The organism is Devosia sp. MC521 (assembly GCF_014127105.1).
Taxonomy (GTDB): Bacteria; Pseudomonadota; Alphaproteobacteria; order Rhizobiales; family Devosiaceae; genus Devosia.
Window position 1 is genome coordinate 2,695,377 of the sequence record NZ_CP059902.1, and the last position, 21,003, is coordinate 2,716,379.

17 protein-coding genes are annotated in these 21,003 nt (G+C 58.6%); 12 read left to right on the forward strand and 5 right to left on the reverse strand.

Annotated elements, in window-relative coordinates:
- Positions 1 to 10: 10 nt before the first annotated feature.
- On the reverse strand, positions 11 to 559 hold the full coding sequence (locus H4N61_RS12965; RefSeq protein ID WP_182394193.1) for an N-acetyltransferase: 549 nt from the start codon (positions 557 to 559) through the stop codon (positions 11 to 13).
- A gap of 346 nt (positions 560 to 905) precedes the next feature.
- Here H4N61_RS12965 and H4N61_RS12970 point away from each other — a divergent pair, with 346 nt between their 5' ends.
- Positions 906 to 1,871 (forward strand): glutathione S-transferase family protein, encoded by a 966-nt coding sequence (locus H4N61_RS12970; protein ID WP_182394194.1) that lies wholly within the window; start codon positions 906 to 908, stop codon positions 1,869 to 1,871.
- Between the two features lie 15 nt (positions 1,872 to 1,886).
- On the opposite strand, the gene H4N61_RS12975 is transcribed toward H4N61_RS12970, so the two are convergent.
- Positions 1,887 to 2,360 (reverse strand): NUDIX domain-containing protein, encoded by a 474-nt coding sequence (locus H4N61_RS12975; protein ID WP_248306520.1) that lies wholly within the window; start codon positions 2,358 to 2,360, stop codon positions 1,887 to 1,889.
- 45 nt (positions 2,361 to 2,405) lie between these two features.
- On the opposite strand from H4N61_RS12975, the gene H4N61_RS12980 reads away from it, so the two are divergent.
- Positions 2,406 to 3,365 carry a metallophosphoesterase gene (locus H4N61_RS12980; protein WP_182394195.1) on the forward strand — a complete coding sequence of 320 codons (960 nt, stop codon included), beginning with the start codon at positions 2,406 to 2,408 and terminating at the stop codon, positions 3,363 to 3,365.
- A gap of 636 nt (positions 3,366 to 4,001) precedes the next feature.
- Positions 4,002 to 4,448, forward strand: a complete 447-nt coding sequence (locus tag H4N61_RS12985) for a DoxX family protein (RefSeq protein WP_182394196.1) — start codon at positions 4,002 to 4,004, stop codon at positions 4,446 to 4,448.
- Between the two features lie 528 nt (positions 4,449 to 4,976).
- Here the strand turns inward: H4N61_RS12985 and H4N61_RS12995 are convergent.
- Positions 4,977 to 5,393 (reverse strand): IS1 family transposase, encoded by a 417-nt coding sequence (locus tag H4N61_RS12995; RefSeq protein ID WP_182394197.1) that lies wholly within the window; start codon positions 5,391 to 5,393, stop codon positions 4,977 to 4,979.
- Between the two features lie 462 nt (positions 5,394 to 5,855).
- Entirely contained in the window at positions 5,856 to 6,332 is a 477-nt protein-coding gene (locus tag H4N61_RS13000; RefSeq protein WP_169195677.1) for an Lrp/AsnC family transcriptional regulator, read from the reverse strand.
- 113 nt (positions 6,333 to 6,445) lie between these two features.
- Here H4N61_RS13000 and H4N61_RS13005 point away from each other — a divergent pair, with 113 nt between their 5' ends.
- From H4N61_RS13005 to murD, 9 genes are all read left to right on the forward strand, one after another.
- Positions 6,446 to 8,809 (forward strand): transketolase, encoded by a 2,364-nt coding sequence (locus H4N61_RS13005; protein WP_182394198.1) that lies wholly within the window; start codon positions 6,446 to 6,448, stop codon positions 8,807 to 8,809.
- A 192-nt stretch (positions 8,810 to 9,001) separates the two neighbouring features.
- Positions 9,002 to 10,600, forward strand: a complete 1,599-nt coding sequence (locus H4N61_RS13010; RefSeq protein ID WP_182394199.1) for a peptide ABC transporter substrate-binding protein — start codon at positions 9,002 to 9,004, stop codon at positions 10,598 to 10,600.
- Between the two features lie 66 nt (positions 10,601 to 10,666).
- A complete protein-coding gene (locus H4N61_RS13015) occupies positions 10,667 to 12,421 on the forward strand; it encodes an ABC transporter ATP-binding protein (protein WP_182394200.1) in 1,755 nt (584 codons plus the stop codon).
- 13 nt (positions 12,422 to 12,434) lie between these two features.
- Entirely contained in the window at positions 12,435 to 13,364 is a 930-nt protein-coding gene (locus H4N61_RS13020; RefSeq protein WP_182394201.1) for an ABC transporter permease, read from the forward strand.
- Positions 13,361 to 14,242 (forward strand): ABC transporter permease, encoded by an 882-nt coding sequence (locus H4N61_RS13025; protein WP_182394202.1) that lies wholly within the window; start codon positions 13,361 to 13,363, stop codon positions 14,240 to 14,242. Before H4N61_RS13020 ends, H4N61_RS13025 begins: the two co-directional genes overlap by 4 nt.
- A gap of 2 nt (positions 14,243 to 14,244) precedes the next feature.
- Positions 14,245 to 15,426, forward strand: a complete 1,182-nt coding sequence (locus tag H4N61_RS13030) for an aminotransferase class V-fold PLP-dependent enzyme (RefSeq protein ID WP_182394203.1) — start codon at positions 14,245 to 14,247, stop codon at positions 15,424 to 15,426.
- Between the two features lie 68 nt (positions 15,427 to 15,494).
- Positions 15,495 to 16,223, forward strand: coding sequence for a FadR/GntR family transcriptional regulator (locus H4N61_RS13035; protein ID WP_182394204.1), 729 nt, complete (start codon positions 15,495 to 15,497; stop codon positions 16,221 to 16,223).
- 95 nt (positions 16,224 to 16,318) lie between these two features.
- A complete protein-coding gene (locus tag H4N61_RS13040) occupies positions 16,319 to 17,650 on the forward strand; it encodes an endonuclease domain-containing protein (protein ID WP_182394205.1) in 1,332 nt (443 codons plus the stop codon).
- A complete protein-coding gene (murD, locus tag H4N61_RS13045; RefSeq protein ID WP_182394206.1) occupies positions 17,640 to 18,935 on the forward strand; it encodes a UDP-N-acetylmuramoyl-L-alanine--D-glutamate ligase in 1,296 nt (431 codons plus the stop codon). The genes H4N61_RS13040 and murD overlap by 11 nt, the downstream gene beginning before the upstream one ends.
- On the opposite strand, the gene H4N61_RS13050 is transcribed toward murD, so the two are convergent.
- Positions 18,932 to 20,698 (reverse strand): hypothetical protein, encoded by a 1,767-nt coding sequence (locus H4N61_RS13050; protein WP_182394207.1) that lies wholly within the window; start codon positions 20,696 to 20,698, stop codon positions 18,932 to 18,934. The two genes, murD and H4N61_RS13050, sit on opposite strands and share 4 nt — an antisense overlap.
- Between the last annotated feature and the right edge of the window lie 305 nt (positions 20,699 to 21,003).

Sequence of the window (21,003 nt, forward strand, 5' to 3'; positions counted from 1 at the left end):
AGAAATCTGCCTACTGACCGGTGCGGAACGCACCGATGCGGCCCGACATGGTCTTGGCAAGGCCCTTGTCATCCGACAGCAGCAGCACGCGGCTCACATCGACCGGGCCGGGAAACTCGATATTGCCCGGAGTGGTGATTTCCCAGCCAAGCGGGCAGTAATAGTCCTGATCGCCAACCAGCAGCACAAACTTGCCCTCGCCACGCGACAGCGCCAGCTTAGACACTTCCAAAGCCAAAAGCTTACCAGCACCGCGCTTGCGGAATTTCGGGTGTGTTGCCAGCGGCCCAAGCATGTAGCCGTTCATGTCGCCAACGCTGATCGGGGTCATCCACACCGAACCGGACGGCACGCCATCGACTTCCGAAATCAGGCTCAGGCTCGGATCAATCGGGAAACGCTCACGCACCCGGAAAGCCGTCCGCGCAAAACGTCCCGGACCAAAGGCAAGTGCCTGAAGGTCATCGACGAATGCATCGTCAGCCGGGGTTGCAACACGCAGGGACAGGGTTTCGCCAGCAGGAGTCGTGATGGCAGCGGACGCAAGAGAAGCGGTCATGAGAAAATGGTCCAGTAATGTTCAGACGAGGACAGGGCCACCCGCTCGGGGCACCCGTTAAAAACGACCAACTAGGGTCGTCGGTTCATCTGAAAAACTTTCACCATCCTGGACGCCTCCACGTCTAGAATCCCGATTAGCACCGGTGTGCGATCACGTAAACAAAAATGCGAAGTCGCGAACAGTCTTGTGTTCGCATCGCCTGTTTGTGTTCCAAATGCACAACAGTGCGTTGCCATTGCCTCCCCTTATCTCCGCCCCTCATTCCCTCTAACTTTGGGGCCACAGCAACCTCCACATCCCCTGCCTCATTGAGGACGTGCGATGGCGAACGAAAGGACGAACAATGGGACAGTTGATAGATGGCAAGTGGTCAACCCAGTGGTACGACACTTCCAAGACCGGCGGAAAGTTCGTCCGTTCGCAATCCGGCTTCCGCAATTGGGTCACCGCTGATGGCGCTCCCGGCCCGTCCGGCGAAGGGGGCTTTAAAGCCGAAGCAGGCCGCTATCACCTCTATGTCTCCCTCGCCTGCCCTTGGGCCCACCGCACGCTGATCTTCCGCAAGCTCAAAAACCTTGAAGATTTGATCCCGGTCCACATCGTCTCGCCCAAAATGCCAGACGAAACCGGCTGGTCATTCAAAACCGACGAAGGCTCGTCCGGCGACACGCTTTTAGGCAAAGACTTCCTCTGGCAGGTCTACGCCGCCGCCAAGCCGGACTACACCGGCCGCGTCACGGTCCCCGTTCTCTGGGACACAAAAACCGATTCCATCGTCTCGAACGAAAGCAGCGAAATCATTCGCATGTTCAACTCGGCCTTTAACGAGCTGACCGGCAATGAGGACGATTATTACCCAGAAGCCCTGCGCGCTGACATCGATGCGGTCAACGCCCGCATTTATGACGAGGTCAACAACGGCGTCTACAAGGCTGGCTTTGCCACGACTCAGCCCGCTTACGAAGAAGCGGTAGCAAAACTCTTCTCCGCCCTCGATTGGCTCGAAGGCCTGCTTGGCGAAACCTCATACCTCACCGGCGATACCATCACCGAAGCCGATTGGCGTCTCTTCACCACGCTCGTACGCTTTGATGCGGTCTATGTCGGCCACTTCAAATGCAACATCCGTCGCATCGCCGATTACCCCAACCTCTCGCACTATTTAAAGGCGCTCTACGAGGTCCCAGGCATCAAGGAAACGGTCGACCTCGATCACATCAAAACGCACTATTATTGGAGCCACATCACCATCAACCCAACCCGCGTCGTGCCGGTCGGGCCAGATCTGGAATTCCTGCGTTATGCGTAAAATTCGGCGTGGGGCTTAATAGCCCCACGCTTTCCGCTTTTCGACGCCGTCAAAATACTCGTCGATCCGCTGCGATGTCGCTGGCGACACCCCATTTGGCAGCTGCCGACGGTCAAACCAGCCGATCTCTGCGATCTCACGATCCGGCTTGCGCTCGAATTCGTGGCTGAATTTTTTGCAGACGAAGAAGGCGACGTGGTCCCGGTTCGTCACCGGACTGGAATTATGGTAAAGACCAAATAACTCCATCGGGCCCTCGACTCGATAGCCGGTTTCTTCCAGCGCCTCGCGCACTCCGGCCTCTTCAAAAGTCTCGCCGGGGTCGACGCCACCGCCCGGAAATTGCCAGCCCGGCACGTAAGTATGCTTAATTAGCAAGACCTTATCGCCATCGACCAGCATAACGCGGGTGCCGACAGTCATGCGGAGCATAAAGCCTTTTACGGTTAGAAAGATGCGCGCAATCATGCGCTGTCGGCCATTCATCATCGGCTTTGCTCCAATACTTGCCCCATCGCTAGCAGAGCTTTGCGCGTGACAAAATCGTGTGGAAGCACGATTGAACATTTTCTTGGCCGCTTCATTCTGGCACAACCCCTCTCGATGATCACACTCGCCCACATTTCAGACATCCATCTCTCGCCGCTTCCAGAAGTGGCACCGCGTGACCTTTTGGGCAAACGCCTGACGGGCTACCTGAACTGGAAGCTCAAGCGCCACGGTGAGATGAACACCGAAACCCTGCAGCGACTTGTTGCGCACATGCGCGAGCAAAACGCCGACTTTACGGCGGTCACTGGCGATATGACCAATTTGGCGCTGCCCTTCGAGGTCGAACGCGCTGGTCAGTGGCTGCGCGAGTTGGGATCTTCGGAAACCACCGCTGTCTGCCCCGGCAATCACGACGCCTATGTCCCCGGCGCGCTTGAGCACGCGCAGCGCGAATGGGGCGATTATCTCAAGGGCGAGACCATCGAAGGCCAGGCCTTCCCCTTCGTGCGCCGTGTGGGCGACGTTGCCATCATCTCCTGCTCAAGCGCTATCCCGACCGCGCCCTTCTTGGCCGTCGGTAAGTTTGACGATATGCAGGCCGCGCGTTTGTCGCGCCTTCTCAAAATTCTCGGCGATGCGGGTTACTTCCGCGTGGTGATGATCCACCACCCACCCGTCCAAGCGCTTCAGCACCCAAGCTTTGGCCTCAAGGGCCACCGCACCTTCCGCCGCGTCATCGCCGAAGAAGGCGCTGAAATGGTCCTTCACGGCCACACGCACCGCTCATCCATCCACCACATCCCCGGCAAGGGGCATGAGGTTCCGGTGATCGGCGTCGCCGCCGCCAGCGCCGCCCAAGGCGGCACGCTCGACGATCCAGCCCGCTACAATCTTTTCCGCATCGAAAAAGCGGGCGAGACTTGGCAATGCACCATGCGCGAATACGGCTTCCAGCGCATCGGCTCCGACATCGTCATGCGCATGCAAATGCGGATTTACTAAAGAGCACCCAGCTCTTCTCCTCCCCCGAATTCGGGGAGGTCGGGTGGGGGCACCTCCCAAAAGCTAACTCTCCTTCTCCTCCCCCGTACTCGGGGGAGGCCGGGTGGGGGCTTTATCCTCACCTCACCGACATTTCCCCACCACCCTCAGGCCCTAAGCAATGAGCGCTAACAACCTTGTGTAGCTCAGCCCGTTGCTCCCCTTCTCCGTGGCCCGTACAAGGCCGGTGATGATTTTTCGTGTTCTCGTCATAGTTCTGGTGGTCGTTGGCCTCGTGTTCCCCGTGAACGCCCAGCCGAGTGGTACAGCGACCTGTTTACGCTTGATGCTCGACGCCACGACCGCACACGACGTTTCGGTCGCGTGCCCTCCCTTGCAAAAGTCCAGTGAGACATGTTGCTCCAGCAAGGCAATCGCGACCAGTTCTGCACTGCTCGCAGCGCCGAAGCCAGCCGCAGCTCTGCCGTTCGCCGCGAGAGAAATCTTCGTGGCAACCGGAATTGATCGCGGCATAGACCGTCCACCAAAAGCTTTCCTGAGTTAGCGCTCCCAGGCACCTTCATCACCAAAATCTACGGACGCAAGCCTTGTCCCCTAGAGACGAGACTTTGCGCGCTGACACCGGAAAGAACTCCCATGTCGAAGATCCACGCTCCTATTCCCGAGCGCATTCCCGCCCTCACGCCAATCTACGCGCGCCTTCACACCCTTGCTGAAACGCTGATGCGCGTTATCTGCGGGCTCATTCTCACAGTCCATGGCTATCCCAAGATCATGGACCCATTCCGGGCCGTACCTATGGTCGAAGGGCTCGGGTTTTACCCCGGCGTCTTCTGGGCACCTCTGCTTGCCGCCACGGAGTTTTTCGGCGGCATTCTGCTTGCCATGGGTCTTTTCACGCGACCCGTTGCGATTGCGGCCAGCGTGATCTTGCTGGTCACTGTTTATGCCCACTGGATCCCGATGGAACAGGGCTACTCTGGCGCTGAAAAGTCTATCCTCTGGCTCGGCATGAGCCTCTTCTTTGCAATTCGCGGATCGAACGCCCATTCGATTGACGCCAAGCTCGGGCGTCAATTCTAACGCTCACGACAATGATCCGGCGCAGCCCCTGTGCCGGATCGCATTGGCGAGATGTCGCCCATCACCGGCGACACTGAGCCTAACAGGCGGCGGCGGCGCTCAACAGCTTGCCGATCCTGTATTGAGGGTCTTGCAAAAGGCTCAAACGCCGCCCTCATCCTCGACAGCCTCTCCCACCGGCCATCACCCTTGACCCGAAGGCACACCACTTCTCCTCCCCCGTATTCGGGGGGACTGTTCATTTGGGACTCCTTATGAGGTGTCTGTTGAAGAACAGATTGAGCGTAATCTCGAGCATCTGCACTGTTTTGGAGACGCGCTTTGTCCGCCGATCGAACCGCGCAAGATTGTCCCTGATTGAGGAATTGGAGGACTCAATCAGGTGGGTTTGCGCCTTTGTTTCCAAATGTGGCACGGTCACGCCATTGCGCTTGAAAGCGAGTGCGTAACAAGAGTTGGCATCGGTAAAGATGGCCCCGATCTCACCCACAGCCTGCAGGGCCAAGCGGTAGGCCGTGATCGCACTTTCTACGCCTTTGTCACCGATGTGGTGGGCAACAACGCGGCGCTGTCTTCGGCTATAAACGGTCCAGATAACCGCTCGCTGCTGTTTTTTTGGACGTAGGTATAGATCTCGTCCATCTCAATAATATCGGGTCCGCTCGCTGGCGTCCCGCGCTGAGCCGCGATCCGCTCTTGCAAGATGTCGTGCTCCTTGCGTATCCATTTAAGGACCGCGGCTGGGGAGGCCGAAAGGACGCGCCCAATGGCCCGAATGCCGGTGCCGTTGAGATACATCTGAACGGCCTGCGCTTTTGTCTGAGCGCTGAATTTAGGGGCGCGATCAGTAAAGTACCGACCACACTGCTTACAGCTAAATCGCTGGTAACCCGCCTTGAGGCCGCGCTTGACCGTGGCAGTGCTAGAACAATCTGGACAATCCATCTCAAACCCTCCGGAAAAACACCCCCAAGCAGCCAAACTAGAATCCCAAATGAGCAAGTTGTAAACAGTCCCCGCATTCGGGGGAGGCCGGGTGGGGGTCTTCCTCCAAACCCGCACCTACTCACTCCCGGGCACGCCCAAGTGTAGCCCCTTGGGTCAACCCCAAGGGTAACGAGCCGTGCGAGGGACACACCTGCTATGACAGAAGTCACCCATCACCGGTGATCCTCACCACCACCCAAACGAATTAAGCAATCCCCGCCGCCAAAACCACGCGCATCATGGCAGACCCCTGCCCCTCACTCCGCGCCGAGCGCCTCCCCCCCAAAAAAAGCCGCCCCCTTGGCGGCGCGATCTTTTCCGCCTTTGCGCCCCTTTCTCGCGCCCCAAACCGCCACCTCCGCGCCCATCCTCGTGCCCATAAAGGCCGGCAGAATGCCCATGATGTGCCAATTGGCGCCCCTAAATCGGCAGCACGCGCGAACTCTTCACTGCCCCCAGCGAAAAACTGCTCTCGATCGAGGCAACGCCGTCGAGCTGCGTCAGCCGTTTGCGCAGGAAGGTCTCATAAGCTTCCAGATCGGCGCAAACCACGCGCATGAGAAAGTCAAACTTGCCGGTCATCAGATAGCAGTCCATCACCTCCGGCCACCGACTGATGGCCGCGCCAAAGTCGTCGAGATTTTGCGCCCGCTGCTGTTCGAGTTTGATCGAGATGAACACCGAAACGGGCAGCCCCACAGCCTTGGGATCAATGCTCGCCCCATAGCCGGAGATAATCCCGGCCTCTTCCAGCTGCCGCACTCGCCGCAGACAGGGCGAGGGCGAAATGCCCACCCGCTCGGACAATGCCTGCACGGTAATGCGCCCGTCCTCCTGCAACGCACGCAAGATTTTATGGTCGATTGGATCGATCTCTCGTTTGGCGAATTCTGCCAAGATTATCTCCAGAACTTGCGATTTCCTGCGCGAACAATCGCCTTAGAGGGCGAGATAGGCGGAAACCGTCCCTGAACAGAGCATAATGTCAGACATTATGGGAGGACAAGCCGATGACACTAGGTTCGGATCGCATTGCGGCCATTGAAGCACTGAACAAGAAATCTCTCTGGCTTGCCAGTTGGATGGTGCATCACGCCAATCACATCCGGCCCAATGTTGACGGCGTTAAAGTGGGCGGGCATCAGGCTAGCTCGGCTTCCATGGCCATGCTGCTCTCGACCCTCTATTTCGGCGTTTTGAAGCATGAAGATCGTGTCGCCGTAAAACCGCACGCGGCACCGATCTTTCACGCCATCCAATATTTGATGGGCCGACAGGAGAAGCAAAAGCTCATTGATTTCAGAGCCTTCGGGGGAGCGCAGTCCTACCCGTCCCGCACCAAAGACACCGCAGACGTTGATATTTCCACCGGCTCCGTGGGCCTTGGCGTTGCCTTCACCGCCTTTGCCTCGCTGATCCAAGATTATGTCCGCGCCAAATCTTGGGCCAAGACCGACCGCCCCGAAGGGCGGATGATCGCACTCGCCGGGGATGCCGAACTCGACGAAGGCAATATTTACGAATGCCTGCTCGAAGGCTGGAAGCACGGGCTGCGCAATTGCTGGTGGATCATCGATTACAACCGCCAAAGCCTTGATGGCGTTGTCCGCGAAGGGCTTTACGACCGCATCGAAGCCATCTTCCAGGCCTTCGGCTGGACGGTCGTTACCTTGAAATATGGTGCCCTCCAGCGCGCCGCCTTTGCCGAACCCGGTGGCGATAAGCTCAAGTCCTGGATCGATAATTGCCCCAATGATCTCTATTCGGCGCTGATGTTCCGGGGTGGCGCTGCCTGGCGAGAGCGCCTCACCGATGCCATCGGCGATCAGGGCGAAGTCTCCGCCCTTCTCGCTCGCCGTTCTGATGCTGAGCTTGCCGAACTCATGGCAAATCTCGGCGGCCACTGCGCCGAGAGCTTGCTCGAACAGTTCACCGTCGCAGGCTCGGATACGCCCACCGTCTTCATCGCCTATACGGTAAAAGGCTGGGGCACGCCGCTCGCGGGGCACAAGGATAATCACGCTGGGCAGATGACGTCGGCCCAGATTGAACAGCTCCGCGCTGCGCACAAAATCCGCGACGGGCATGAGTGGGATCGCTTTGAAGGTCTTGAAAATCCAGACGAACTCCAATCCTTCTTGGACGCAGTCCCCTTCAACACCAAGGCCTCGCGCCGTCTCTCCTCGGCCGCAGTCCCAACCATTGGCCCCCAGCTCCTCGGCACAGGCGCGACCTCCACTCAAGCCGCATTTGCCAAAATTCTCGACGCCTATGCGAAATCTGACAGCGCCTTGTCCGAACGCATTGTCACCACCTCGCCTGACGTCACCGTCTCCACAGGCCTTGGCGCTTGGGTCAACCGGCGCAATCTCTTTGCCCCCAAAGAGAAGGTCGACCTCTTCCAAAAAGAGGCCATCCCGTCGACGCAGAAATGGCGCTTCACCCCCTCAGGCCAGCACATGGAACTCGGCATTGCCGAGATGAACCTCTTCCTCATGCTCGGCGCGGCAGGGCTCTCGCATTCGCTCTTTGGCGAACGCCTGCTCCCGGTCGGAACGCTCTACGATCCGTTCATTTCGCGCGGCCTCGATGCGCTCAATTATGCCTGCTACCAAGACGCCCGCTTCCTGCTGGTCGCGACGCCCTCCGGCGTTTCCTTGGCAGGTGAAGGCGGCGCGCACCAGTCTATCGCCTCGCCTCTGATTGGCATGGCGCAGGATGGTCTCGCCAGCTTTGAACCGGCCTTTGCCGACGAGCTATCCATCATCACCGATTGGGCTTTTGACTACATGCAACGCACGGGCGATGCTCGTCCTGACCTTGCCGATTGGCCGCGCGACGTCACCGGCGGCTCGGTCTATCTGCGCCTCTCGACCCGCACGCTCGAGCAGCCACCCCGCCCTGTTACACCAGCCCTCAGCGAAGGCATTATCCGCGGTGCCTATTGGCTCAATCCACCAACGCCGCAATGCGAGGTTGTGCTGGCCTATCAGGGCGTGCTGGCCAGCGAAGCCATTGAAGCGGCGGCACGATTGGGCGGCGACCGACGCAATGTTGCCGTGCTCGCCATCACCTCCGCCGACCGCCTCAACGCGGGCTGGCAGGGCTCTGTACGCGCCCGTATGCATGGCGACCACACCCCGAGCCATATCGAGCAGCTGCTGGCCCAAGTGCCCAACAAAATCGGCATTGTCACCGCCATCGACGCCCATCCGGCCACGCTCTCGTGGATCGGCAGCGTCTGTGGCCACCGCACCATAGCGCTCGGCGTCGAGCATTTTGGTCAAACCGGCACGGTTCAGGACCTTTACCGCCACTTCGGCATTTCATCGGACGATATTGTTCGCGCAGCAAAACAGTTCGCCTCATTTTGAGGCGAGCTGGCCAGCCAATAAACACGGCCACTCTATTGCATTCGTTTCCTAGAAATACGCTTGTCAGCGTCGATTTCATTTGTCAGACATATGTCAATTGGTTCGTTTGGAAGGGACAGACGAACCAAGCACGAGCGCAAAGATGCGCCGGACTTCAGGGAACGACATCAAGCTTCGAGAAGGAGGGAGCTCATGCACATTCTACCGAAATTGGTAGGCGCACTGGCCGTCGCAACAGCGTTGACCATGCCGGCCTTGGCCCAAACCACCATTTTGGCACCGGGCCAATCGACCACCGGCACCTACATGGACTACATGAAGACGGTCTATGACCGCGCCACCTTCGCTGAACTCCTGCAAATTCCCATCGCTACTTTCGATAAGGAATTTGAGCTTGTTCCGATGGCAGCGGAAAGCTGGAGCCAATCGGAAGATGGCCTCACCTGGACCTTCAAGCTGCGCCCCGGCCTCGTTTGGTCCGATGGTGAACCTCTGACCTCGGAAGACTTTGTTTTCTCGCTCCAGCGCGCAGCCAATTCGGGCTATGACTTTGCTTGGTATTGGGATTTTGCTGGCGGGATCAAGGGCTGGAAGGAAGTCACGGAAGGCGCTGACGCTTCCGAACTGGCCGTCAAAGCTGTCGATGATCTAACCATTGAGATCACCACCGTCGCGCCAAAACCCTATTTCCCATCCGTCACCAGCCTCTGGTATCCGGTGCCAAAGCACCAGCAGGATAAGTTCGGCGACGATTGGGCGCTCAATGTCGAAAACGTTGTGTCCTCCGGTCCGTTCTCGGTCGAGAGCTGGGAGAAGTCGAACAATTCTGTCGTCTTCGTAAAATCCCCGACCTACACCGGCCCATGGCAGGCACAGGTTGATCGCCTCGAAGTCGATCCGACCATTGGCGCGCCAGAAGTTGGCCTGCCAGCGTTCCTCGCAGGCGATGCGGATTATACCTTCCTCAACACCGGACAGGTCCCTGTCGCCACCGCGACCAATCCTGACGGCATCCGCAAGAACGCCGTGTTCGCAACGTCCTACATTTCCTATGATTTGGACGCCGAACCCTTCAACAATGTCGACGTCCGCCGAGCCTTCTACCACGCCGTGGACCGTGCTGAGTTGACCTCAACCGTTCTCAAGGACATCGCCATCCCAGCCGGGTCAATCCTGCCCCCAGGCTATCCTGGCTACAATCCAGACGTCGTTGCGCAGGCAACTTTCGACCCGGAAAAGGCCAAAAAGCATCTCGCCGATGCAGGCTTCCCGAACGGCGAAGGCTTCCCCAATGTCGACATCTGGATCCGTGAAGAGGGCGGCTATAACGGCGCTATCGTTCCGGCTATGGCGCAGTACCTTCAGGCTGAATTGAAGGAACACCTCAACATCACCGTCTCAATCCGTCAGCTCCCCGGCGCTGAATGGATGGATGGCCTGCGTGGCAAGAAGAACAACATCTTCATCGCCCCGTATGAATACGACTATCTCGATCCGTCAAACTTCTACGGCATCTTCTACAATGGTGGCCGTCACGGCTACTTCGTGCCGGAATATGACGCGCTCGTCGCCAAGGCTGACGCCGAAAGCGACTGGGATACCCGCTACGATCTCTACGCTCAGGCCGAACAGGTCATGATCGATCAGGGCCTGATCGTGCCGCTGGTGCACCCGATTACCACTGCTGTGATCTCTGGCGATTTGGGCGGCGAAGCCTCGCAGCCAAACTCTCTTGGCTTCACCCCGCTTGACCGCCTTGGCCACTACTTCTTCACGCACCTGACGAAGTAATCCAGCAGCATCCTAGCGTCCCTTGGTTCCTCGTGCCGAGGGACGCTAGCCCAATTAGGTCAGCCCATGCCCCTCATCGAAATCGAAGACCTGCGCGTCAGTTTCCGTCAATACGGCGGCAAAATTGACGCTGTTCGTGGCGTCAATTTCACGCTCGACGAAGGCGAAAGCCTCGGTATCGTGGGCGAGAGTGGATCAGGGAAATCCGTGAGCTGCAGCGCTCTCATGCGCTTACTACCCGCCACCGCAGAGGTGAGTGCCACAAAACTCATGCTCGGCGGCATCGACGTCACCAAAGCCAATAAGGAAGATCTGGCGCGCCTTCGCGGTCGCTTTGCCTCCATGATCTTCCAAGATCCGATGACGGCGTTTGACCCCGTTTTCACCATCGGCCACCAAATCGCCGAAACCATTCAGGCCCACCGCAACCTGCCCAAGAAGCAGGCTCTGGCGGAAGCCGAAGACCTGCTGCGCCGCGTCGAAATCAAAAACGCAGCGGATGTCGTCAATTATTACCCCCACCAGCTTTCAGGCGGCATGTTGCAGCGCGCTATGATCGCGATGGCACTCTCTTGCCGACCCAAAGTTCTGATCGCAGACGAGCCAACCACCGCACTCGACGTCACCATTCAGGCCCAGATCCTAGAGCTCATAAAGAAGGTTCAGGCCGAGTTTGGCATGGCCCTAATCATGATCACCCACGATCTGGGCGTCATCGCCGAAACCGTCGATCGCGTGCTGGTCATGTATCGCGGCGAAGTGGTCGAACAAGGCACCGTGCAGCAGATTTTTGACGCGCCGGAACAAGCTTACACCAAGCAACTCTTGGCCTCGCTCCATTCCAGTTTCGAGCCGTCGCGCGGCAGCGATGATGAGACCCCGGCACTGGAACTAAAGGGCGTTCAGAAAACCTATCGCATCCGCCGCCGCAGCGGGTTTCGCACTGAATATTCCGATTCCAACGCCGTCCAAAAAGTGGACCTCGTTCTGCCGAAAAACCGCATCGTTGCCGTAGTCGGCGAAAGCGGTTCAGGCAAAACCACCACCGGCATGATGGCGCTACGCCTCCTCGATTCCACCGCTGGGCAAATCCTCTTGCACGGCACCGACATCTCTTCGCTCCCCCCCGCCGGCCTCAAGGCGTGGCGCAAGAAAATGCAGGTTGTCTTCCAAGACAGCTACTCAGCGCTCGACCCGATGATGACGCTGACGCAGATCATTGCCGAACCGCTCCATATTCATCAGCTTGGCACCCCAAAAGAACAGGCCGAGAAAGCCATTGCTTGGCTTGAACGCGTCGGCCTCGACCGAAGCTTTGCCACCCGCTATCCACACGAGCTATCCGGCGGTCAACGCCAGCGCGTCGCCATCGCCCGCGCCCTTATTTTGGAGCCGGACGTGCTCGTTGCCGACGAGCCAACATCAGCGCTCGACGTCACGGTCAAAGCGCAGATCATTGGGCTTCTCAAACAGCTGCAAGCGGAGATGGGTCTGTCCATCCTCTTCATCAGCCACGACCTCTCGACAGTGAAGTCCCTCACCGACAGCGTGGTCGTTATGTATAAGGGGCGCGTTGTCGAAGAGGCACCAACTGAGCGCATTTTTGCCGATGCCCAACATCCCTATACGCAGGCCCTGCTCGACGCCGTGCCAGCCACCAACCCGCGCAACAAACGCAGCCGCACCTTCCTAACAGCGGAAGAGATCGCCGCTCGCACCCCACGCTTTACCGTTATTCAAACCGGCGCCGCGCCGAACAAAACCCCGCAACTCGTCACCATCGCTCCCGGCCACCGGGTCGAAGCCATTGTGACGACCTAAAGGAGGAGCGACCATGTTGAGCTATATCCTGCGCCGCCTCGTCTCAGTTGCGTTCACCTTCATCGTGGTGTCGCTGATCATCTTCTTCATGATGCACGCTGTCCCCGGCGGCCCGTTCGACGCCAACGACATGCCGGTCTCCGCCGCCGTCCGCGAAAAGCTTATGGCCCAGCTTGGGCTCGATCAGCCGCTATACGTGCAATACTTCAAATACATGTGGGGCGTGCTCCATCTCGATTTCGGCGTGCCCTATCAGAGCCCTGGGGAAAGCGTGCTGCAATTGCTCTCCCGCGCTTGGGTCCCGAGCCTTGTCTTGGGGGGCCTCGGCGTTGTGGTCGGCGCGCCCTTGGGCATTCTTTTGGGCATGGCGGCAGCGCTTAATCGCAACACTTGGATCGACTATGTGGCCTCCGCTCTTGCAACCATCGGCCTGACCATTCCGGTGTTCGTCACCTCAATGCTGCTGATCTTGGTATTTGCAGTCTGGCTCAAATGGTTTCCGGCAAGCGGTTGGCCCCACCCCAATCGCTGGGTACTGCCAGTCATTGCCTATGCCGCAATTCCGCTCGCCACCTACGCGCGCTACACCCGCTCGGCCATGCTCGACACTTTGAGCAAGCCCTTTGTCAACGTGTTGCGCGCCAAGGGCCTTTCCGAGCGAAAAATCATCTTCCAGCACGTGCTGCGCAATTCGGCCATTCCGCTGGTGACCGTCTTCCTCCCCATGTTCATTGGCACAGCAACAGGCTCGATCTTTGTCGAAGCCATGTTCCGCGTGCCCGGCCTTGGGTCATACTTCGTCTCCTCGATCCAGAACCGCGATTATCCGCTCGAAATGGCGCTCATGCTCATGATCACCTTCATGTACTGCATCGCCTATCTGCTCTCGGACATCGTCTATGCGCTGATCAATCCGCGTATCCGCGTAGGAGGAAGCCAATGACCGACATCCTCACCCCAACGCCCGCGAGCAACCGCAGCCCGCTCTGGTTCGCTTGGATGCGCTTTAGCTCAAACAAAGCCGCCCTCGTCGGTGGCATCGTCATGGTAGTGCTGATCTGGATGGCGATCTTCGCCCCGATCATGACCCCTGTCGAACCCGAAGCGCAGCTTTTTCTCACCCAGGCCCTCGCCTTCCCTTCCCCCGAGCATTGGATGGGGATTGATAATCTCGGGCGCGATTTTTACACCCGCATCGTCTATGGCGCGCGCGTCTCGCTCTCCATCGGCTTTATTGCGGCTGGGTTTTCCGTACTCATAGGAATTCCCCTTGGCGCTTTGGCAGGCTATTTCGGCGGCAAGGTCGATTGGGTTATCATGCGTATCATCGAGCTCTTCTCGGTTGTTCCACCGCTGCTCGCCGCCATGCTCTTGGGTGCCCTCACCCGTGGCGGCTATCCCACTATTGTCGCCATCGCGGCGCTCTTTGGCTGGGTGCAAGTCTGCCTACTCGTCCGCGCCCAGGTGAAGGCATCGCGCGAGAAGGAATTTGTCCGCGCCGCCGAGGCCCTCGGAGCCTCCCCTTGGTACATCATCCGTCGCCATCTCATTCCAAATTCCATTAGCCCGATCATTGTCGGTTTCGTGCTTGCGATCCCCCTCGCCATGATGCTCGAAGCCTCATTGAGCTTCCTTGGAATTGGTGTTCCCCCGCCAACCCCCACCTGGGGTCAGATGATCAATGAAGGCATCAACTTCATGTTCTTCTATTGGCATCTCGCCGTGTTCCCCACGGCAGCCCTTGCTATCACCGTTCTTGCCACCTCGCTGTTTGGCGATGGTCTGCGAGACGCCCTCGATCCGACCCTGAAAGGCCGTTAATCGTGTCTGAAAATCTTGCTCGACAGTTCCTCATCCGCGAGGATGTCGTTTTCCTCAACCACGGCTCTTTCGGCGCGTGTCCGCGCCCGGTGTTTGAGACCTACCAAGGCTGGCAGCTCGAATTGGAGCGCGAACCCGTCGAATTCCTCGGCCGCAAGCTCACTGAAAACATGCGCGTGCCGCGTCAGGCCCTCGCTGCCGAACTAAACTGTGACGAACAGGACGTTGTGGGCGTCATCAACGCCACCACCGGCCTCAACATTGTTGCGCGTTCGCTCGACCTCAAGCCGGGCGATCAGATCCTCACCACTGACCACGAATATTCCGCTCTGGAAAAAACCTGGGCCTTTATCTGCCGTCAAACTGGCGCAGAAATCGTCGTCGTCGATGTGCCCTTGCCGCTCACCAGCGAAGAGCAGTTCACCAAGGCCATCGTGTCCGGCATGACGGAGCGCACCAAAGTTCTCTTCCTTAGCCACATCACTTCCGCAACAGCCCTCGTGTTCCCGGTCGAGCCCGCCATTGCTGAGGCCCGTAAGCGCGGCATCTGGTCGGTGATCGATGGTGCTCACGCCCCCGGCCATATCCCGCTCGACATGCAAAAGCTTGGCGCCGATTTCTACTCTGGCAATTGCCACAAGTGGATGATGGCCCCCAAGGGTTCAGCCTTCCTCTATGCCCGCCCCGAGGTCCAATCCCTGCTCGACCCTTTGGTCGTCAGCCACGGCTGGACCGCGCAATCCAAGGACCCCGGCGCTAAGGGTGCATTCGACAACTCCCCCTTTGTCGATGAGATGGAAATGATGGGCACGCGTGACCCTTCGGCTTTCCTCGCCATTCCCGCCGCGCTCAAATTCCGCGATGACAATGATTGGCCCGCTGTTGCCGAACATTGCCGCGCCTTGGCGCAAGACACCGGCGAACGCATTGCCAAACTCACGGGCCTTGAACCCTTCAGCTCGCCCGAGTTTTGCGCCCCGCAAATGGTCGCCATGCCGATCCCGGAATGCGATCCACTGGCCATCCACACGGCGCTCTTTGAGCAGTATAAAATCGAAATCCCGGTTTTCCGCTGGAAGGACCACTGCGTCGCACGTGTTTCTGTGCAGGGCTACAACTCCAAACCACAAATGGATCGCTTGGTTGAGGCTCTCACGGCGCTTCTGAACTTAAACAAGGCATAGGCTGACAAACGCTCTCAGATGTGGTGAGAGAGAGCACCTAGCCGCCACACCGAGAGGATCGGGCACCCATGGATCGGGAAAATGCCCTTAACTATCTGGAGCCTTTAGAGAACCGCACGCGCAACGTGGCGGTACAGGATGCGCTCGCCGAAATGGTCGAGCGCGCCGGTCTCAAAATCGGTGACCGCCTCCCGCCAGAATTGTCCTTGGCCTCGTCCTTGGGCGTCGGTCGTTCGACAATTCGGGAGGCCCTCAATCGCTGGGAAGGCCTTGGCGTCATCCGTCGCCGTCGTGGCGACGGAACCTATCTCACCGCCAATGTGCAAACCTCGCGCGGGCTCATCCCCACCATGGTGCGCTTGGAAGGCGAGGCCTTGCTTCGCCTTCTCGAAATTCGCCGCACGCTCGAAATCGACGTCGTGCGCAAAGCCACGATCCACGCCAGCGAGGCGCAGCGCAAAGAGATCAGTCGACTGGGCGACATTCTTCTCAAGGCAGTCAATGGTGGTCACCCTTGGCGCAAAGAAGACCATGCTTTCCACGACGCCATCTATCATGCCTCCGGCAATCCCATGTATGGCCAGATACTCACCAATCTCGATCACGCCCTCGAACGTGACGTAAACTCGCCCTACAATCGCGATGCCTTCGGTCTGGGGTCTTTCCCTATGCACAAGGATCTGGCCGACGCCATTCTGGCCAGTAATCCAGATCGGGCCGTCCAAGCGATCAGCGAAGTGATCGACAATGTCGAATTCGAAATCCGCGCAATCTTGGCTGCCACCAAGGACAGTTAGCGCGCGACAAAAAATAGCGCGATCAACTCGCCACCGCCCTACTCCCGCCCAAGCTGCAAATCACCTATATGATGGACAAACGCAGCGAGTAGCCCGTGACTGAATTTTTCCGCATTGAGAGCCCGAGCCTTGATCCCGCCACGGGAGAGGCCCGCTTTACCTATACGCTGAACGATCTCAGCTTCACCGAAGTGCTGACCTTGCCGCAAGGCGCGGACAGCGCGGCGGCACAAACCTCTAACTTCGAAAAACTTCTCGGGCTTACCGCGATCACCTTGGGCGTGAGCTACTTTAAGCTCCGTGCCCCGTTCACCATCGAAGCGCCAAGCATTCCGCTGACCTCCGCCGAACGCGCCTTCGTCATCGACATCTATGAAAACGGCCTCGGCGAATTCTACGCCCGCAATGAGCTGGCTCGCTTCGGTAAGCTCACGCTCACCGCGCCCGAGGACACTATTGCCCGCAAGCCCGAGATCACTCTGCTCGAACGCACCCTGCTGCCCATTGGCGGCGGCAAGGACAGCCTCGTCAGTGTTGATCTCCTGACGCACACGGGTGTGCCGTTCACCCCGTTTGCGGTCAATCCTAAGGGCCCAATCGTCTCTTGCGTGGATGCCATTGGCACGGCGCCCGTTTACGTGTCGCGAAAACTCGACGCTGAGATGATCCGCCTCTCCAAGGAACCGGGTTATTACAACGGGCACGTGCCCTCGACCGCGATCAACTCCATGATCGCCTCGCTGTGCGCTGTGCTCTTTGGCTACGACCAGATCGTTCTCTCCAACGAGCGCTCTGCCAGCGAAGGCAATGTCGTGTTCGATGGCCGTGAGACCAATCACCAATACTCAAAGTCTCTTGGCTTTGAGCTGCTGATTGCCGATACGCTCGCCAATGCCACTGGCGGCGCGCTGAAATATTTCTCGCTGCTCCGTCCCTATTCGGAAGCCCGCATTGCCTCGCTCTTCACCAAGAGCGATAAATTCGACGCGGTCTTTTCAAGCTGCAATCGCAACTTCCGTCTCAACGGCAATGACGGCGCATTGTGGTGCGACGAATGCCCAAAATGCCACTTCGTCTTCCTGATCTTCGCGCCCTTCATGAAGAAGGAACGGCTCTTGCGCATCTTCGGCAAGAACCTGCTTGATGTCGCTGAATACGAACATTCCTTCCGCGAGCTCTCCGGCCTTGCTGGCCAAAAGCCCTGGGAATGCGTTGGCGAAATTCTCGAAGCCGCAGCGTGCTTCTACACGCTGTCGCGCCACGCCGATTGGTATCAGGACACCATCGTCAAAGCTCTCAAGGACGACCTCCTCGCCCAATACGGCGAAGAAAAACTCCAACTGGCCATGGCGGAGTGCCTCACCGACAGTCGCGATCACCACATCCCGCCCGCCCTCTCGGCCAAGGTGCAAGCTTATGCGGTTTGAAGAACCGGTCCTGCTCTATGGCGCAGGCAAAGAAGCCCTCTCGACCCGCGCTTTCCTAAAAGCCCAGCAGCCCAACCTGCCGGTCTTCGTCGCCGTCGATAGCGGCGCAGCCGACATTCCGGACACGGTGCATATCCCGGCAGATGAGCTGCCGCGCGCCATTGCTGAGCGACGCTTTAGCTACATCATCAAAAGCCCCGGCGTGTCGCGTTATAAGCCGATTTTTGAAATCGCCGCCGATGCTGGCATTTCCGTAACATCGAACCTCAATCTCTGGGGATCGAGCTATCGCGCGGGCCGCACCGTCATTGCCATCACCGGCACCAAGGGCAAGTCGACCACAGCCACGCTCACCCATCTCATGCTCACCCGTTCGGGCATTGATGCAGGTCTGGCTGGCAATGTTGGTCTCGCGCCCATCGACATTGCCGACAAACATGCCGTCGTGATTTTTGAGCTCTCGAGCTACCAAACCTCGGACATGAGTTTTCTGCCCGATATTGCTGCCCTCACCAATCTCTACCCCGAACATGTCGATTGGCACGGCTCTGTCGAGCGCTATTACGCCGACAAGCTCCACCTCATTGATCGCGATGGTGATTTCCCGGTAGCGCTCGGCGCCAAAGCCAAGGGCAATGCACTGGTCGCCAAGGCAGTGCGTGATCATCGCCGTCTGGTCCAAGAGCTGACGGCGGATCAAGAACGCGCCATAGAAAACGCTGCAGCGCACTCCCGCCTCAAAGGCGCACACAATCTCGATAATGCCTTCCTCGCGGCCCAGATCGCCCTGGCCACAGGCGGAACTATGGAAGGCATCCTTGCCGGCATCGCCGCTTTCCGCCCTCTGCCCCACCGTTTGGAAGAGCACAGCATCGGCGGCGTCACCTTCGTTGACGACAGCATTTCCACCACGCCTGAAGCCACCAAGGCAGCCCTTGCGGCCTATCCTGGCCGCCGTATCGCGCTGATCGCTGGCGGGCACGAGCGCGAACAGGACTATGCCGAGCTCGCCACGCTTCTGGCCCTGCGCGGCGTCACGACTTTGGTCACGCTTCCCGTCACGGGCAAGCGCCTCGCTGATGCCGCCCGCATCGCCGCGCCCGAGATTGTCGTGACCGAAGTGCCTGATCTTGAAGCCGCTATGCACACGCTCCTCGCGCAGCGCGAGCGTTTTGACACCATCATCCTCTCGCCCGGCGCGCCGTCGTACAACCAATTCAAAAACTTTGAAGAGCGCGGTGCCCGCTTTATCGCCTACGCTCAGGCGCTATTTGCGACCGCTTAATACGGGCCGTCGAGCCGATCGTTCGGCACGCCCGCAGCGGACAGGCTCTTGCGAATAACATTGAGAAGCTGCGCGTCGGTGATCCGGCGCGCCAGCTGCGGCATGATCCCGTTTTCGCGAAAGCTACGTGTATCCAAAAGGCGCGGCAAAGACCGATTGAGCTGATTTGAATCGTTCAGCCCGTAGCCCGCCAGCACCCCGAACAATGGCGCCGTCATGTTGTCCGCATTCTGTAACAACACCGCATAGCGCCCAACCGCTTCCCAGTCTTCCTCAGCCAGTGCCACCATCGCCGGTGTGATGTAATACCAGCCCGGCGGATTGCTCGAACTTTCAAGCGCGATATCGAACAGCTCCATCGCCTCGCGTCGACGTCCCGCAATCGCTAGAGATTGAGAGTAGGCCGCCAGAAGTTCCGAATTGGCCGGGTCAAGCTTCTGCGCCGTCCCATAGGCCATTTCTTCGCTTTCAAAATCTCCCCGTTCCCGACTAAAGCGGGCGAACTGGGTCCAAACGAAAGCATTCAGGGGTTCGCTGGAGACCGCCACGCGCAGCAGTTCTTCGGCCATCGCCGTGCGCACGCCCATATCAACGTTTTCATAGCCGCTACCGGCCGCTCCCCCCATAATCAGCAGCGCCTGTGCCGCCTGCACTTCCCCGGTCGCCCGTACATCCGGGCTTAACTGCGCATAGCAGCGATTGCTGCGTGCAGCGGCATCGGGCGTAAGATCAGCACGGTAGCCAGAGTAGATCACCCTGCACAGATAGAGCGAAGGCACGACATTGATCTCTTGATCCGCCAAAATCGCCCGAACAGGCGCTAGCACCGGCCCATTGATATTGCTCAGCGCTGTCGCCAGTCGCAGGCTCACTGCATCGGTTAGGCCCTGAGAACCGCGCCCATCAACATTGGTCGTAATGACCTTGCTCCAGCTCACCTGGCCCGTCGCGGTATCAGTCAGGATCGCACTATACTGCGCCTCGTCACCATCGCGACGCACCGTGCCGCTCAAAACAAAGTCAGCATCAACCAGCTGCGTCAGGCTGGTGCCACCATATTTGGCCATCACCAAGCCTGAGCTATTCAACTTGGACACCAAATCAATGGCGAGACCAGCGGTCAGCGAAACATCGTCACCTGTTTGACTGAGGCGCTGAAACTCCATCACCTTTACCGACAATGGTTGGGTGAGATAACGCGCCTGCTCAGTGCGCTCTTCTTCCATGCCGCGAATAGCAAAAGTAATCGCGACCGCGGCAAACATCAGCGTCGCTAGGGCCAGCACACTCCACGACCGCAAGAGATGCTGGCGACTCACCAGCGCGGGGCGAGCGGACGATTTTGGCGCGATCTCGACCACGTCCATCCCGGCTTCGGGGAAAACTCTTGGTGTCGTCGAAGGACTTAAAACAGTAACCGGATCAACAACAACAAACTCCGGTACATATCGACCGGTTGGCAGTTCAATACGAACAGACTCACCTTGCCCGGCGCTGGCATAATACTGGGCGATTAACGCACGCAATCTACGCGCTTGCACGCGAACTATTGGGTCGGCCTGAGGGTCAAAATGGGCCGGACGATCGAACACGTCGACGGCGATGGAGTAGGCTTTTATGCTGCTTTCTTCGCCCCGCAGAGTGGCACGAACGACATAATCGAGAAAACGGCTAAGCTGCGTAGAACGCGCGATTTCTGGCCACGACAGCAGGTTTTGCAAGGCCGCAAGAACGTCTTTTTCTGCTGGTCTGTCGCTGGCCACAAATGTCCCCCCACGCGGTCCGAACTAGCACCGTTTTACATGTAAAACGCAAGCGTTTGTTACCTGCGTTTAACGCCTATTTGCTTCCGGTGCAGAAACAATTCCCGCATACCAGTCCTCGTCGCGGCGCTTTCGTAGCGACGCTGGCCAGCGATTATTTCCCGCTGGATATCCAAAGTGAAATGCACGGGCCCCACCAAACGCCGCGCTAAGTCGGCGAGTGCATGGATCAAGACTACCGATGCTTCGGCATCCACTAAACAGGTAAGCGACAACTGCGTCCACAGGTCGCGTACCTAGGCGGA

Bases quoted from the DNA above. Each gene is read 5' to 3' on its own strand.
- H4N61_RS12985 (WP_182394196.1), top strand. From the start codon at position 4,002: ATGTCGAAGATCCACGCTCCTATTCCCGAGCGCATTCCCGCCCTCACG.
- H4N61_RS12975 (WP_248306520.1), bottom strand. From the start codon at position 2,360: ATGATGAATGGCCGACAGCGCATGATTGCGCGCATCTTTCTAACCGTA.
- H4N61_RS13035 (WP_182394204.1), top strand. From the start codon at position 15,495: ATGGATCGGGAAAATGCCCTTAACTATCTGGAGCCTTTAGAGAACCGC.
- H4N61_RS13015 (WP_182394200.1), top strand. From the start codon at position 10,667: ATGCCCCTCATCGAAATCGAAGACCTGCGCGTCAGTTTCCGTCAATAC.
- H4N61_RS13025 (WP_182394202.1), top strand. From the start codon at position 13,361: ATGACCGACATCCTCACCCCAACGCCCGCGAGCAACCGCAGCCCGCTC.
- murD (WP_182394206.1), top strand. From the start codon at position 17,640: ATGCGGTTTGAAGAACCGGTCCTGCTCTATGGCGCAGGCAAAGAAGCC.
- H4N61_RS12995 (WP_182394197.1), bottom strand. From the start codon at position 5,393: ATGGATTGTCCAGATTGTTCTAGCACTGCCACGGTCAAGCGCGGCCTC.
- H4N61_RS13005 (WP_182394198.1), top strand. From the start codon at position 6,446: ATGACACTAGGTTCGGATCGCATTGCGGCCATTGAAGCACTGAACAAG.
- H4N61_RS13010 (WP_182394199.1), top strand. From the start codon at position 9,002: ATGCACATTCTACCGAAATTGGTAGGCGCACTGGCCGTCGCAACAGCG.
- H4N61_RS12970 (WP_182394194.1), top strand. From the start codon at position 906: ATGGGACAGTTGATAGATGGCAAGTGGTCAACCCAGTGGTACGACACT.
- H4N61_RS12965 (WP_182394193.1), bottom strand. From the start codon at position 559: ATGACCGCTTCTCTTGCGTCCGCTGCCATCACGACTCCTGCTGGCGAA.
- H4N61_RS13020 (WP_182394201.1), top strand. From the start codon at position 12,435: ATGTTGAGCTATATCCTGCGCCGCCTCGTCTCAGTTGCGTTCACCTTC.